We start from the raw sequence: 15,598 nt of genomic DNA, 5'->3' as shown, positions 1-15,598 counted from the left end.
GCCATCTACAGGTTTAACCGTTATATATTTTTTTCAAAAGGGGCCATAGCTCAGTTGGGAGAGCGTCTGAATGGCATTCAGAAGGTCAGGGGTTCGATTCCCCTTGGCTCCACCATTTAAATAGGTTGGATATTGCCAATTCCTGACAGATACCTTGTTTTTCCCAAAAAATACATATTTACCTATCATATTCTTGCCAGTTCATGACAGACTATGTGATAAAAAGTGGGTACAAAAATGGGTACAATATTTTGAATTATTAAATTCGCTTTCTTAATAGACAAGTTTCAACGATAATATTCTATCTTTATAACAATTGGTTTCGGAATGATATATGAGGATTGTTCCTTGAATATCATTTCTGTTGACTGTTACAGTTTCAGTTTAGGCAAGGCATTGACAATTTTACTTGTTGCCAGACTGACAGTGATGACACGAAGAAAGAGTTCAAGCGGATATTTTGGATTATGCATGGTTTCAATGGCCCAGTCGTTGGCATCATTGGTAATGCCTGTTTTTTTGTCTGTTGTAACGGATTGACGTTCCATAACCCATTCCAGGGCTGATTTTCCATTTACGATATAGTCATAGGCCTCCTCAGGTATGTTTTTGATGGTGAAACAGTCATTGTAAATGACTTCCGTTTTTTGGTTTCTTTGAGGAAATCTCATTTTGGTAACGTGAAATTCATGGTCTTTCCCCCCGACAATTCCTGATGGGGTAAGGGTTAACCCATCAATTTTAACCCTGGTGTAACAGTCAACAGTTTCATAATTCAGGTGCAGGTCGGCAAGCATGCGTCCCGCCTGTGTGAAGGCGGTAAAATCATCAAATGATTTGACACGGGGAATACGGGGAAGTTCCTTGGTCAGATTGTCCTCATAACGGCTGCGGTAATCTTCACTGTGAAGCAGGCCGTAAATGTAATAGAAAATATCTTCCCTGGTAATGGCCTGATCGGGATAGGCGGCCTGAAAATGTTTTAGGGCATCATTGGAGATGGCGTCCCGTCTTTTGGGTGTTTCCTTTTCCAACAAATCATTTTCACGAGGGGAAATGTCATAGAGATATAGGGGAAAACACTGACCGTTGGCTTGTAATTGTACATCTGGAATAACATTACATATTATACAGCTGAATTTTTTTGTAACTCCCAAACCTGTAATACTGATAACTCGATTATCAGCCTGTGCAGTTGGAAAAATTCGCGGCATTTGATAAGTCATGTTATTTAAATCTTTGTTAAAATACAAGTAAGATTTCGTGAAGGGACGATATAGGGATTTATACAGGGAGGAAGAATCAAACTGATATTTTTTTCCTTTTTCTAAATCTTTTTTATTTTGACGATCCCATGAAAACCTGGTTGAATCAAAAATGACGAAATCTTCAGCCTTTATAATTTTGGTGGATTGGGGTTGGGCAAGATAACGATCAACCTCGTCATTGTAGAACTGAATGGAATTTTGGATATTGGCAATCAATTTTCCGCGAGAGGCATTATAAACCCAGGCATCTCTACTTGTTGCAACGCCACGAGAATAGTTGTCAAATATGCTTATTGTTTGCCTATCCTTTTTATCACCCATGGAGATATAGGTATTGAAATCGGGATCACGCTGATTGTTCCAGTCATTGAACCGGTCAGGAACAATATTGATCCAGCCATTGTTTCGGGTGATTCCATCGATATTGCCGAATTTCCGTATTGTTTCCAGTTTTTGCTGACGGGTGAGGTAATCGCCAATATCATGGAAATATATTTGTCCCCTCTGGTTTTGGTTGGGGTTTTTAACCAGAATTGAAATGGCAATTGGGGCACGACTTCCTATATTAAATATATTATCTTTTTCTTTACGTCTTTGCTCTCCGGAAGTTCTTGCATTACCACGTAAATGAAAAATATAAAGGCTGGTGAATTCTTCAGCTAGACATTTTCTCAAACCATCACAAGTGTTGCTGTCGATAAAGCTGGCATTGCTGACAAAACCGAGAACACCGCATTCCATGATTCGATCCGATGCCCAGCGGATGGCTCTTATGTAACTGTCATACAACGCGTTTTTATTGGTTGCCGTTGAATATTTGGCATAGGTTTCACGAATTCTTTCATCCAGGTCTGGATAGGAAAGATTGGCATTATTGTCATTGGCGGATTCCTGTCCAGCGGAATAGGGCGGATTGCTCATGATAACCTGAATGTCAAGCGCCTGCTGACGGGAAACCCGTTCATTGTTTTCCTTTAGCAGGATATCCTTTCCGATATCCTTTTGCCTGCCTTTCGCCATTTCGAACGTGTCGGTCAGACAGATTCCGGCAAAGGATGTATATTCCCCTTCTTTCTTTTCTGTTTTGCCAGCATCGTTTTGTTGCGTCATTATACTGTGATAGGTTGATTCAATATTGATCGTGGCGATATAATAGGCCAGCAGGACAATCTCATTGGCATGGATTTCACGTTTATATTTGTGGGGTAGTTTGTCCTTTGTGATAATGCCGCTTTGCAGCATTCTTGTGATGAAGGTTCCGGTACCTGCAAATGGCTCAAGAATATGGACATTAGGTTCGGCGAGACTGCTGCCAAATTCGGTTTTCAGGACATGCTCGATGCTGTGGATGATGAAATCCACCACCTCAACCGGTGTATAGACAATTCCCAACCTTTCGGTCATGCGGGGAAAGGCATTGCGAAAGAATTTGTCATATAGCTCGATGATGATGCGCTGTCTGCCCTGTACGCTGTCAATGCCCGTGGCACGCATTTTTACGGATTCGTAAAAGGCCTGCAGGGTTGCACGTTCCTTGTCCAGTTTTTCCCTGTCCAGCTGTTCAAGGATTTTCTGCATTCCCTTTGAGATGGGATTGTGCTCGGTAAACCGGTAATGTCCGAACAGGGCGTCAAAGACAGGTTTTGTGACCATATGCTGGGCCAGCATTTCAATGATTTCATGATCATCGAGATTTGGGTTGATATCGTCCCGCAACTCTTTGGCAAATTTGTTGAAAAGATGAATGGCCTGATGATTTTTCGGGTTGTCCAGAATGTGCTGGATGCGATCGATATGGGTTTGGGCAATTTTGGCGACATCATTTGCCCAGTCCTCCCAGTGATGCCGGTTTCCACATTTTTTAACGATTTTGGCATAGAGAGCCCGTTCAATTTCCCCAACCTCGAAGACCAGGTCTCCCTGCCGGTTCGATGAGGGTTGGGAAGCCTGGCCAATAATATGGCTTTTCCTCGCCCTTGCCGCTATTTCCTGAGATCTGGTTTGCTTTTGTCTTTTGGGGCCGATCTTGTCGGCAACAGCGATCACCTCTATTCTTGAGGGGGCCTTTCCATTGAATTCCAGCTTGTTGATGGTTGCGTCAAAACGGTCATCATGGGAACGGAGGGCATTTAGAACCTGCCATACAACACGATAGGTCTGATTGTCATCCAGTGCCTTTTCAGGCTCAATGCCTGCCGGTATGACAATGGGCAGTATGACATATCCCAATTTTTTCCCGGGTGCCTTGCGCATAACCCGGCCGACGGATTGAACCACGTCCACCTGGGATGAACGGGCTGTCAGGAAAAGAACGGCATCCAGTGCCGGAACATCTACCCCTTCGGACAGGCACCGGACATTTGACAGTATGCGACAGGTATTTTCTGGTATTTCGGATTTCAGCCATTCCAGTTTCGTTTCCTTTTCCCCCGCGTTCATTCCCCCATCAATATGTTCTGCCTCGCAAGTCATGCTCAAGGCCCTGTCCGGAAATGCGTCAGGATTTTCTTTTGAACGTTCTTCGGTTTCGTGATGTTGATATTGTTCAACAACCTTGCCAAACATCTCGGCGATTAGTTTGGAACTGACTTTGTGTGTCCTGCCTTTATAGGTTGCCTCAATGACCTGGCAAAAGGCAACGGCGCGTTGCATGGGATCCGCCGAATTATCGGGATTTTCATACAGACCCTGTTTAGACAGGGCTTTCCAGCAACCAACGATTTTTGCCGCATCATCAACCTTCAAGACATTATCCTGATCCTTCAGCAATTCTTGCAGGCGTCTGTTGATGTGGCTTTCCTCCACGGCCAGAACGATGACTTTGTAATCAACCAGCAAGTTCCGTGATACCGCCTGGGAAAATGTGATGACATATAAATCCTCACCATAGATAGCCGGATCATCCATTGAATAGACGACAATAGATTCATCCCTGGCCTTTTTCTTGCTGGCTTCGGCATAAATCCGGGGGGTTGCGGTCATGTATAAACGTTTTTTTCCATGAATATATTCATTGTCATGAATTCTGACAAATGCGGATTCATCATCCCCCTCATAGGTTGCACCCGTCGTACGGTGCGCTTCATCACAGATGACCAGATCGAATGCCGGAATGGCGTTTTCACCCTGTTGCGCCTGGTTAAGAACCTCGATGGAATGATAGGTTGAAAAAATGACCGTCATGGCTTCGGGATTATTATCAAGGGCCACGTGAAACGCTTTTTTCAAACTTTCGGCATGGGTTGTTGCCGGATATTGCAAATCACTGATTCCCGCAATGACACGGTCATCCTCCCTGGCATGTTTCTTGCCTACATCACTGTCTGAACATACCGCGAAACTGTTTATTTCAATGGCACTCTCTTGCGTCCATTCTGTAAGGCTCTGACTGAGCAGGGAAAGGCTTGGAACCAGAAATAATACGGTTTTCCCCTTACCCGCCATGGTCTCGGCAATTTTTAGCGAGGTAAATGTTTTTCCTGTACCACATGCCATGATCAGTTTGCCGCGATCCGCGGTTTTCAGGCCGTGTTGCACGGCTTCCAGGGCGGACGCCTGATGATCAAGCAGCTTTTTCTTGGGTTTTAAAACCGGTTTTTCTTCATGCAAGTATTTTGACCAGTCAATAACACTCTGTTCCAAGTGATGCAGATCGATCTTGCTGACCGGGGGATTCTGGTTTTCCAGGGCATTTTCAGCATTTTCTGTCCATTTGTCAGTCGTGGATATGATATAGCGATAGGTAAAATATTTCTTGCCCGAAGCGGTAAAGAAGCTGTCTATGTCATTTTTGCTGATTGTCCTGTCCGGATCATAGTTTTTGCATTGAAAGGCATGAAGTTCATTATTCAAAGTGACCCCGACCAAATCAATACCCGTATCCTTTTTATCCGTGATGTTCAGGATCTTTCCATAACAGGACACCCAGTCAGAATAGGGTAAAATATCCTTGTATTTATTTTTATAAGCCGGTTCAGTTTTGAAATACTTGATCATCAGGTTTTCAAAACTGGTTCCCTTATCCCGTTCCGTTTGCGTTGCATGACGGAATTGTTCCAGTAAATTCTGTAATGCCGAGGTCATTTTAAATGATGAATACTAAAAAGAAATTAACAAATAATCAAAATTATTAAATTTTCTTACCTTTTTGAAATAACATTGTTGGTAAATATCGTTCCATTCCATCAAATTATTTTGATAAATCAATTAATTTATTAATAATCGGTCAATTGATTATGATTCGCATTGTCTAAAATATTTATTAATTATTTCAATTGGTTATATAATATGTTTTAATACAGAACATAATCTCATTCACAATGATCCTGCAATATTAGGTACAATCATCTCAAGGGGTTCAGTCATGACAAATATATGGATGCATATTGGTATTGGTTCTTTTCAGCGTGCCCATCAGGCATGGTATCTTCATCGTTTGTTACAGGAAAATACCAGGGAAAAATGGATTGTGGCGGCTGGGGGGATACGCAAGGATACGGCTCCGTTGTTGGACGCCCTGTCAAAACAGGATGGTCAGTATATATTGGAAACCGTCACCCCAAAAGGTGAACGGGATTATGAAAAAATCACATCTATTCAAAAAATCCTGCCCTATGATGATAAAATGCAAGGCCTTGTTGAACAGGGGATCAGGCCTGAAACAAAAATTATCGCTTTTACCGTTACAGAAGGTGGATATTATCTGGATACCAATCATCAGCTTGATAAGAGCAGCAGGGATATCCAGTCTGAACTCAAGGGTGAAATCTGCACGATTTATGGTGCCTTAAAGGCAATTCTAAAGGAAAGAATTAGAAAGGGTGGCCAACCTGTCACCCTGTTAAGTTGTGATAATTTACGTCACAATGGGGAACGTTTCAGAAACGGGTTTATCGAATTCCTGAAACTGTCGCGGGAAGACCAGTTGCTGGAATGGGTAAGGAAAAACACTTCCTCTCCAAATACTATGGTGGATCGTATCACCCCTCGCCCCTCAGCCGATTTACCGGAACGGGTATATGGGGCCACGCATTTCAGGGATGCCGCCCCCGTTATGGCGGAATCATTCATTCAATGGGTTATCGAGGATCATTTTATCGATGGTCGCCCCGAACTTGAAAAAGTCGGGGTTGAAATGGTAAAATCGGTTGATCCATGGGAAGAGGCAAAAATTCGTATCCTGAATTCAAGTCACAGTTGTGTCGCTTGGGCGGGAACCTTGGCAGGGCTCTCCTTTATTCATGAGGATGTGGCCAATGCTGAGATCAGGAAAATGGCATGGAATTATGTTACAGAGGACGTTATCCCTTGTCTGACACCAAGTCCCCTTGATTTGGCCAGATACAGGGATGTTGTATTGGATCGTTTTAGTAATCCGTATATAAAAGATACGAATCAACGCGTGGCTGCAGACAGTTTTTCCAAAATCCCGGGGTTTATTACACCCACCTTAACCGAATGTTACGATCGGGGTAAAACACCTGATGCAACTGCCGTTTTACCAGCATTATTTTTTGTTTTCCTGGAAAATTATGTAAAGGATCTAATTCCCTATCAATATCAGGATGGTATTATGGATCAGCAAGCTGTTCACGAAATGTTCAAGGCAGGGGACCCCGTTGCGGAATATGCGGGAGACAAAATGCTGTTCGGGAAATTGGCAGGCAAACCAGAATTTGTAAAATTATTACACAACAAAATTAATTATTTGAGAGATTGGCAGAAAAAAGTTAATAATTAGTTATGAAACCCTTAACCAGCATTAAAGCCTGTTGAGTGTTAATTACACCAGAATTGAGGGTTATTTTAATGAATTTAATTTTGTGAAGTTGATAATTTTATGAAAATTGGTATTGCAATAACTACATTTAACCGGATTGAATATTTAATAGAACAAATACGCCTGATCCAAAAGTTTTCCTTGAATGAATATGAACTGATTGTATGTGACGATGGTTCAACAGATGAAACGGTTGATGTTTTAAACAGGGAAAAAATAAATTACATTACGGGAAAAAACAAGGGTATCGCCTGGAATAAAAACAGGGGGATTTACTACTTGGCCAACTATACGCAAGCCGATATGTTTATTTTACTGGATGATGATATTTTCCCAACGATGTATGGATGGGATGTGGAATGGGCAAAGGCAGCCCAAATTCATGGACATGTCACCTTTGTCGTTCCAGAATGGAAGGACAAATTGCTTTATGGTGATTGTAATGCGCAGAATCCGGGCATATCCCCACTAATTGCGGGTTCATGTATCACGGTCAGCAGGGAGGCTTTTCCTCTGGTCGGTTATATGGATAACCGTTTTGGGCGTTATGGACATGAACATACGGATTATTCAACAAGATATGTTAAATCTGGATTTGGGGGAATTATCAGGGAAGATAATTCCATCGTTTATGCGGTTATGGATAGTGGATTAAAATTGATGCCCATTCCCTCAACAGGTTCCCCAGAAGAAGCAAGAAATAATGAAAAAACGCTAAATGACCTAAAAGAGGAGCCGCTTTTCCGGTACCCCTGGTTTTCACGAAATCAAAAACAAGAATTCCTGAATGATTTAAAAGATAAAAGTCAAATAGTTCATTTAAAAGAATGGGACATTATTCGTGAATTTGATCAGGATTTTTATCTGGAAACCTATCCTGATGTAAAAGCGGCAGGTATTAACCCTGTTCAGCATTACATTCTTTATGGATGTAAAGAAAATCGCAAAATTAAACCAGAATAATGAAACGTATTTATTATCTTCTATTGGAATTTTAAAAGTTAATAATTAATTAATAAATGAGGGGCTTATAAAGTAAATAAATTTTTTTTATTTGTTAAATTTTTTATTTGCTTAATCGACGAATAATCTAGATTGGGTGACTATGAAAAAAAAACAAGATTTATTAATCAGTATTGATGGTGGAGCCACTAAATCCATCTTACAAATTTTTACAGCTGATGGAAAATTTTTATTAGAAAATAAAGGGGGGCCAGCGAATATTGCGAGTAACACGCAAGAAAGCTGGTTTTCTATTAAAGAAACTCTGGATAACAGTTTAAAACAATTGGATATTACACCAGAGGATGTTAATTTATATGGAGGTGCTGGTCTGGCCGGTGCAGAGGTTCCTGTTGCCCGTGAAAATTTTAGGAAATTATGCACAGGTTTTGAAAAATTTATATTTGAAACAGATGCTCATACATCATGTCTAGGTGCGCATAAAGGTAAAAATGGCGCGGTTATTGCCATTGGAACAGGGACAGTGGCCTATGCCATTTTCAATGATAAACATAAAAAATTAAGCGGCTGGGGTTTTCCGCAGGATGATCAGGGAGGTGGAGCCTGGCTGGGATTGCAATTGATATCTGACATGTTGCAACGTATAGAGAGACGTAAGCCGGAAACCGATTTAAGCAGAAAATTATATAACCATTTAAAGCGGCAGGGAGAGGATCCAATGTTGTGGGCAGTAAGAGCGCAACCACAAAAATTTGGTTCTTTGGTTCCATGGCTGATTGAGCAAGCGGAAACTGGATGTTCTGACGCAAGTTTATTCTTGGATAAAGCGGCGGAAATTATATCTGATTTGGCTTTGGCATTACTAAAAGACGAATATGCGGATCTTCCTCTGTGTTTATTAGGGGGACTGGCGAATATTTTCTTATCTCGATTATCTCCAAAAGTGCGTGAACATATTATTCCTGCTCAAGGTCAATCTTTAGATGGTGCCTATTATCTGGCGCTTCAAGCATATAAAAATAAGGAAGTACATTAATGGAAGTCATTATTCGCCCAGATGCAGAGAAAACAGCACAGTTGGCGGCAACTTTTATTGCCCAGAAAATCAAAGAAAAACAAAAGATTGTTTTAGGACTGGCAACGGGTCGAACCATGGAACGGATTTATGCAATTTTGGTCCAGATGCATAAAAATGAAGGGCTGGACTTTTCCGGATGTCATTCTTTCAATCTAGATGAATATATTGGTTTGTCCGCAGAAGACCCCAATTCTTATCGTAGCTATATGGATTATCATTTATTCAGGCATGTGAATATTGATTTGAAAAATACACATGTTCCAAATGGTATGGCACAGGATGTGCATTCCGAAGGTAAACGCTATGAAGAAGAAATTCGTAAAGTGGGCGGAATAGATCTTCAATTGTTAGGTATTGGTGAAACCGGTCATATTGGTTTTAATGAACCCTTGTCTGCGTTAATGTCACGAACCAGGGATAAAAGCTTAACCCCTCATACACGTCAACAAAATGCAGAAATGTTTGGAGGAGATCCGGAAAAGGTTCCCAGTCGTGCAATGACCATGGGTGTTGGTACGATTTTGGAAGCGCGGTCAATCCTATTGGTTGCCTTAGGAGAAAGCAAAGCATCAATTTTGGCAAAGGCAGTTGAGGGACCTATCACTTCGATGATTAGTGCGTCTGCACTACAACTTCATTCCGCATGTAAGATTCTGGTTGATGAAGCGGCAGCCTCTCAATTGTCAGGTCGCCAATATTATGATTGGGTTTTCCAAAACGAACCTGAATATGCCCAATATCGTTAAAAATAACAATTCAAGGTGTGGATAAAAGGAAAATATATGTCTGATCAGATATCGTCTAATGTTCCTCAGAATACGACAAAACCTCTTATTATTGTAGGTGTTCTTTTTTTTGTTATTGGATTTTTTACTTGGATTAATAGCCCTTTAATCCCTTTTGTAAAAGTTGCTTTTTCGCTTGATGATTTCAATGCTTTTTTTGTTTTATCTGCTTTTTACATATCCTTTTTTGTTTTTTCACTTCCCGCCTCATGGGTGTTAAAAAAGACAGGCATGAAAAATGGCTTGTGTATTGCATTGATTGTCATGGCAATAGGTGCATTAATTTTTGGCCAGTTTATAAAATCTCATTGGTATACTGGGGTTTTAATAGGTTTATTTATTATTGGGGTTGGATTGTCGTGTCTACAAACCGCTGTAAATCCTTATGTTAGTATTTTGGGGCCTATTGAAAAAGGTGCCCAAAGGCAGGCAATAATGGGTATTTGCAATAAGGGTGCTGGTATTCTTGCCCCTGTAATCTTTGGAATGTTTGTTACAAATATCAGTGGCATCCAGGAACGTATTGATGCCGCCAAATCCATTAGTGAGAAAACGCAAATTATATCTGTTTTTGCTGATAAAGTTTATTATCCATATATGGGAATGGCATTGATTTTGCTTTTGGTTGCTTTTGGAATTTATCGTTCGACTTTACCAGAAATCAACAATGAAGATGATGGACAGCAAAAAGGAAATAGTGGTGGAATTCCTACCTCTCCTCGTTTATGGTTTGGTGTTTTGTGTATCTTCACCTATGTAGGTATGGAAGTTTTGGCTGGAAGTGCCATCGGTACTTATGGATCAGATTTTCATATTTCTCTCGATATTACCAAGTTTTTTTCTTCTTTTACCCTTTCTGCAATGTTGGCCGGTTATTTTGCAGGAATTATTATTACCCCTAAAATTCTTTCTCAAGAAAGTTATCTGGTTGTATCCAATGTTTTAGGCATTATTTTTGCTATTGGTGCATGGTTGACCACCGGATATATTTCAATTACTTTTATCGCTCTATTGGGATTTGCCAATTCAATGATGTGGCCCGCTATTTTTCCAATTGCCATACGTGGTTTGGGTGAACGAACAGCTAGTGGTGCAGCTTTAATGGTAATGGGGATTTGTGGAGGTGCTGTTATTCCGCAAATTTACAGTTATTATACGAAATTTATTGATTTCCAAACGATTTTTGCAAGTATAGCCATTATTTGTTACACGATTATGGGTTTATATGGCATTTATGGTTATTTTGACCTGAAAAGAGGCAAAGCATCTCGACCTGTCATTATTAATGAGGGTGCATAGGGATGACCAATTTACAAGGACGTATTGTATTACGTGATCGGGTTGTTACAGGTAACATATTTTTTGGTGAGATAATTTCTGATATAGAGGCTGGAAATTTATCCAATAAAGATCCACAATATTATATTCTGCCGGGTTTTATTGATGGTCATGTTCATGGTGGAGATGGCGCGGATACAATGGATGGTGCGGAGGCAATTGAAAGGCTTTCAAGATTTCATATGCATCATGGCACGACAACCATTCTACCAACAACCATAACACGGCCATGGAAAGAAATTCTTGATTCACTTCGGGCAGTTAAAGAGGTGCGACAAAAGGGATTAGCGGATCTTCCCGATATTCGAGGTGCCCATTTGGAAGGTCCTTTTATCAGTAGTAAAAAACTGGGTGCCCAGCCTCCATTTAATATCATGCCAAAGGCAGAAGTGCTTCAGGAAATGATAGAACTGGATATTGTCAGAGTCATTACCATTGCCCCTGAAGTTGAATATATTGAACAGGCTGTTCCTTTATTAACCAAGGCTGGAATTCGTGTCAGTTTGGGACATACGGCATGCAGCTATAGCCAAGCCCAACATGCTTTGCAAATAGCTCATACGCATCATGGTGTTGTGGGAGGAACCCATTTATTTAATGCAATGGGTGGGATTGAAGGACGCGCTCCAGGTCTTGCCGGGGCCATATTAGATGATGATAAGGCATACGCTGAGATGATTTTTGATACCCATCATGTTCATCCTGTCAATTTTCGATTGGCACATCGTCAAAAACCCGATCATTTGCTGTTTGTGACAGATGCGATGCGTGGAGCTGGAATGCTTGAGGGTGAAAGTGAATTGGGTGGACAGAAAGTGATCATTAAAAATGGTTGTGTGATGGGAATGAATGGACATCTTGCAGGAAGTGTCCTAACGCTTGATCAAGCCTTTCGTAACGCTTTGGTTCATGGGGCAACACTACCGGAAGCGACACGTTTGGTAAGTACAAATGCAGCCCAATATCAGGGATTGACTGATCGTGGTGAGATCACACCTGGAAAAAGGGCAGATTTTGTTGTGATGAATGCCAATATGCAGGTTGAACAGGTTTGGATTGCAGGCAAAAGAAGAGTTTAGCTACAAATTGGGTTTAAATTCTGATATGGAGCCTAACCTTGTTTGAGGTTAGGTTTTTTTATTTGATATTTGATGAGAGAATGGAGGTAAATAATTTGTTCTGAAATTATCTGAAACATAGTATTATAAAACAGTAAATACATTCAAAAGGGGTAAAACTTGAATAAATATTTTGTTAATATTGGAATATTATTATCGGTTTTTACCCTGTCCAATTGCCAGGCGGCCAATAAAAGTAATCATAAAATCTCATTTCCCGCCCAAAAAATAGGGATGCCCAATCCCGCCTCTGTTTATTGTCTAAAGTTAAAGGGAAAGCTGATCAAAAGACAAAATAATCTTGGAGAATATAATGATTGTCTTTTACCTGGTGGACAGGTTATTGAGGAATGGACATTATTTCGCAGAGACCATTCCGTTAAGAATTAGGAAACCAATGGTATTTATGAAACATTCTTGATTAATATCGATTCCATTATCTTGAATATTTGAAAGTCTATAGAATGATTTATGTACGTAAGGCAAATGCAAGAGGGCATGCCAACCATGGCTGGCTTGAAACCTATCACAGTTTTTCGTTTGCAAATTACTATGATCCGGATTTTATGGGGTTTTCAGATTTAAGGGTAATTAATGAAGATCGGGTACAGGTGGGTAAAGGGTTTGGTCAGCACCCACACAAGAATATGGAAATTCTTTCCTATGTATTGGAAGGAACCATTGAACATCAAGATAGTATGGGTTTTAGGGAACGGGTAAAAGCCGGCGAGTTTCAGATCATGAGTGCCGGTACCGGAATTCATCATTCAGAATATAATCCCTCTGATCAGGAAACGTTACATTTTTATCAGATATGGATTAAACCAAATGAAATAAATATTAAGCCACGGTATGAAACAAGATATTTTCCTGAGGTTGAGGGTAGGCAACTCATTTTATCATCAGACGCACGTGAAAATTCCCTAAAGATTTACCAAGACATGAATCTTTGGCGTTGGCGATTTAAGGCACAAGAAGATCATGAATATACAATTTTAAAAAGATACGGAAATGTATGGATTCAAGTTGTTACTGGTGAATTGAGAGTAAATGGACAATTGATTCAAACAAGTGATGGCGTTGCTGTGTTTGATGAGGAAAATATTCAGATCACAACAGTTAAAGCTGCTGAAATATTGCTTTTTGAATTATTGTAAATGTTTGTAACCCATTAAAACAAATCCAAAAAAGGATTTGCTTTTTTATCTAAGTGTGTAATGTTACCTTTTCAGAAATACTATCCGGTTTAAACCCAAGAATTTTACCAAAAAAAGCCAGCTCCAGCTCAAGAACTTTTTTTACGGTTGCCTCTTGTTTAAATCCATGTCCTTCTTCTTTAAATGTATAATATGCATGGGGAATATGGTTGTTTTTTAAAACTTTAATAATATTTTTTGCCTGTGATGGAGGGACCACCATATCTTTAAGGCCTTGAAAAAGAATAAGGGGACATGCAATTTGATGAATATGGGTCAAAGGGGAGCGTTCATGATAAAGCTCTTTTTCTTCTGGATAAGATCCGATAAGACCATTTAAATAGTTGGATTCAAATTTATGTGTTTCCTCGGCCAGGGCTGTTAAATCCCCCACACCATATAAACATGATCCTGCAGCAAAAATCTTGGACTTGACTAGGGCTGATAATACGGTAAAGCCTCCTGCGCTACTGCCTTTTATGACGATTTTTTTTGGGTCAACCTTTTGTTGCTTGATCAGATAGTTACAGGCATCAATACAATCCTGGACATCCAGGATTCCCCATTTTTTTTGTAATGCATTCCGGTAGGTTTTTCCAAAACCCGTAGATCCTCGATAATTAACATCAACAACCGCGAAACCTCGACTGGTCCAGAATTGTATCTTTGAATTGTAACTGTTAACAGTTTGACCTGTTGGTCCACCATGAGCAATGACCATCAAGGGAGGTAATTCATTTTTATTTGGTTGAAAATGCCGATTGGTTGGTGGATAGAAAAAACCATAAGCATATTGATGGTCCTGTGTTGGGAAACATATAGTATGTCCAATGGAAATGTCTTCCTTGTGTATATGAACTAGACTTGATATTTGAATAACCTGTCTATTGTGATGATTATCCTGGTAAATGATTTCCGTTGGTCGGGAAGTTGAGCAGTTTATCCAGGCAAATTCATTATTTTTTATGGGAACAGGACAATATTCAGGTTGATCTAGGGAAATTTTTTTGATTTTATTATGACTTATGATAAATGTTTCAGGAAATCCCTGATGAATAGCCTGGACAACAAAATTATTATTTGAAACCGGATACCAGTTTTTTTGGCCAAAAATCCAATGTGGTTTACCAATTTCGGCATTCATCTGGGTAATGGCTCTTAAGTTATCAGCTTCGTTAGTGTGTAAATTTACATGGTAAAGATTCCACCAATTTTCACGGTCACTGCAAACATAGAGCTGATTATTTTCTGTCCAGCCTGGTTCAATCAGAGATTCAATTTGTTTATTACCAGCCAAGATCCTTTTATTTTTAATCGCTTTATCCTTAATATCAAAATCTGCACAACATAAATACGTTGATTCCCATGGCATGAAAGGATGATACCATTCAATCCAGGCGAGCTTCGCTTGATCCTTTGATAATGTTGGTGTGCTATAAAAATCAGCCTTTTCATCCAGTGTTATCATTATATTTGGATTATCCAATGAAAATAGAACAAGACTGTTTTTAACATTATTTGTTGAATGATCTTCACAAACACAGAAAACATGTTTATCAATCAAGTTAAAGCTGGCAAAACGCAAGGCTTTGTCCTGATACAGACAAGTAGCCTGCCGATCTTGTGAAACAGTCCAAATCCCACCTGTATAAAGATCGCTAAAAACAATACTGTTTTTATGAACGCTATAGGATCCTCCACCATATTCATGTACCTTATTTCCAACAGAAAATGATGGTGTGGTTATATCTTTTATACCCTTGTTTTTATTCCATTGGACAAGAACGGTTCTATTTTGTTCCTGTGGACGTCTTTCAAGCCAATATATGTTTTCCTCATCTATTTGTAATTCGGAAAAAATAACGTTCTTCCCTGCAACAGTTTCCGTTGTGAAAGGGGAGGGCCAACTTCCACAAGGGCCATTTTTTTTGAACATATTCATAACAAACTCGATAAAAATTAAATCTTTCTTAATTGGCTAGAATCGGTCATAAAGATAGTAAGATTTTTAGAAATGAAACAATATGGATTTTAAACACTGTTAGATTATATTTTACAATTTGTTCATCATTA

At 39.8% G+C, this 15,598-nt stretch carries 10 protein-coding genes and 1 tRNA gene; 9 read left to right on the top strand and 2 right to left on the bottom strand.

Annotated elements, in window-relative coordinates; translation table 11 throughout:
- Positions 1–39: 39 nt before the first annotated feature.
- A tRNA-Ala gene (locus H3T46_RS05925) sits at positions 40–115 on the top strand.
- A 256-nt stretch (positions 116–371) separates the two neighbouring features.
- Here the strand turns inward: H3T46_RS05925 and H3T46_RS05920 are convergent.
- Positions 372–5,351 (bottom strand): type ISP restriction/modification enzyme, encoded by a 4,980-nt coding sequence (locus tag H3T46_RS05920; protein ID WP_198197854.1) that lies wholly within the window; start codon positions 5,349–5,351, stop codon positions 372–374.
- 280 nt (positions 5,352–5,631) lie between these two features.
- On the opposite strand from H3T46_RS05920, the gene dalD reads away from it, so the two are divergent.
- The 8 genes from dalD to H3T46_RS05880 all read left to right on the top strand — a co-directional run bounded on the left by dalD (position 5,632) and on the right by H3T46_RS05880 (position 13,486).
- Positions 5,632–7,008 carry a D-arabinitol 4-dehydrogenase gene (gene dalD, locus H3T46_RS05915; RefSeq protein ID WP_162988620.1) on the top strand — a complete coding sequence of 459 codons (1,377 nt, stop codon included), beginning with the start codon at positions 5,632–5,634 and terminating at the stop codon, positions 7,006–7,008.
- Between the two features lie 99 nt (positions 7,009–7,107).
- Positions 7,108–8,010, top strand: coding sequence for a glycosyltransferase family 2 protein (locus H3T46_RS05910; protein WP_155564745.1), 903 nt, complete (start codon positions 7,108–7,110; stop codon positions 8,008–8,010).
- Between the two features lie 142 nt (positions 8,011–8,152).
- The gene (locus tag H3T46_RS05905; RefSeq protein WP_198197852.1) at positions 8,153–9,046 is read left to right on the top strand and encodes a BadF/BadG/BcrA/BcrD ATPase family protein; all 894 of its coding nucleotides are present in this window, start codon (positions 8,153–8,155) and stop codon (positions 9,044–9,046) included.
- Positions 9,046–9,834, top strand: a complete 789-nt coding sequence (gene nagB / locus H3T46_RS05900) for a glucosamine-6-phosphate deaminase (protein WP_198197850.1) — start codon at positions 9,046–9,048, stop codon at positions 9,832–9,834. The genes H3T46_RS05905 and nagB overlap by 1 nt, the downstream gene beginning before the upstream one ends.
- Before the next feature lie 36 nt (positions 9,835–9,870).
- Positions 9,871–11,172: a sugar MFS transporter gene (locus H3T46_RS05895; protein WP_198197848.1), complete on the top strand. Its 1,302-nt coding sequence runs from the start codon at positions 9,871–9,873 to the stop codon at positions 11,170–11,172.
- A gap of 2 nt (positions 11,173–11,174) precedes the next feature.
- Positions 11,175–12,290 carry an N-acetylglucosamine-6-phosphate deacetylase gene (gene nagA / locus H3T46_RS05890; protein ID WP_198197846.1) on the top strand — a complete coding sequence of 372 codons (1,116 nt, stop codon included), beginning with the start codon at positions 11,175–11,177 and terminating at the stop codon, positions 12,288–12,290.
- Between the two features lie 159 nt (positions 12,291–12,449).
- A complete protein-coding gene (locus tag H3T46_RS05885; protein ID WP_196424063.1) occupies positions 12,450–12,719 on the top strand; it encodes a DUF333 domain-containing protein in 270 nt (89 codons plus the stop codon).
- A 74-nt stretch (positions 12,720–12,793) separates the two neighbouring features.
- The gene (locus H3T46_RS05880) at positions 12,794–13,486 is read left to right on the top strand and encodes a pirin family protein (protein ID WP_155566145.1); all 693 of its coding nucleotides are present in this window, start codon (positions 12,794–12,796) and stop codon (positions 13,484–13,486) included.
- 49 nt (positions 13,487–13,535) lie between these two features.
- On the opposite strand, the gene H3T46_RS05875 is transcribed toward H3T46_RS05880, so the two are convergent.
- Complete coding sequence (locus H3T46_RS05875) at positions 13,536–15,467, bottom strand: S9 family peptidase (RefSeq protein WP_198197844.1); 1,932 nt, start codon at positions 15,465–15,467, stop codon at positions 13,536–13,538.
- Positions 15,468–15,598 lie beyond the last annotated feature (131 nt).

It is taken from the genome of Commensalibacter sp. M0133 (assembly GCF_016101485.1).
Classification (GTDB): Bacteria; Pseudomonadota; Alphaproteobacteria; order Acetobacterales; family Acetobacteraceae; genus Commensalibacter; species Commensalibacter melissae.
Note: the sequence above shows the minus strand (reverse complement) of the source record. Positions and strands in the feature narration are given on the sequence as shown.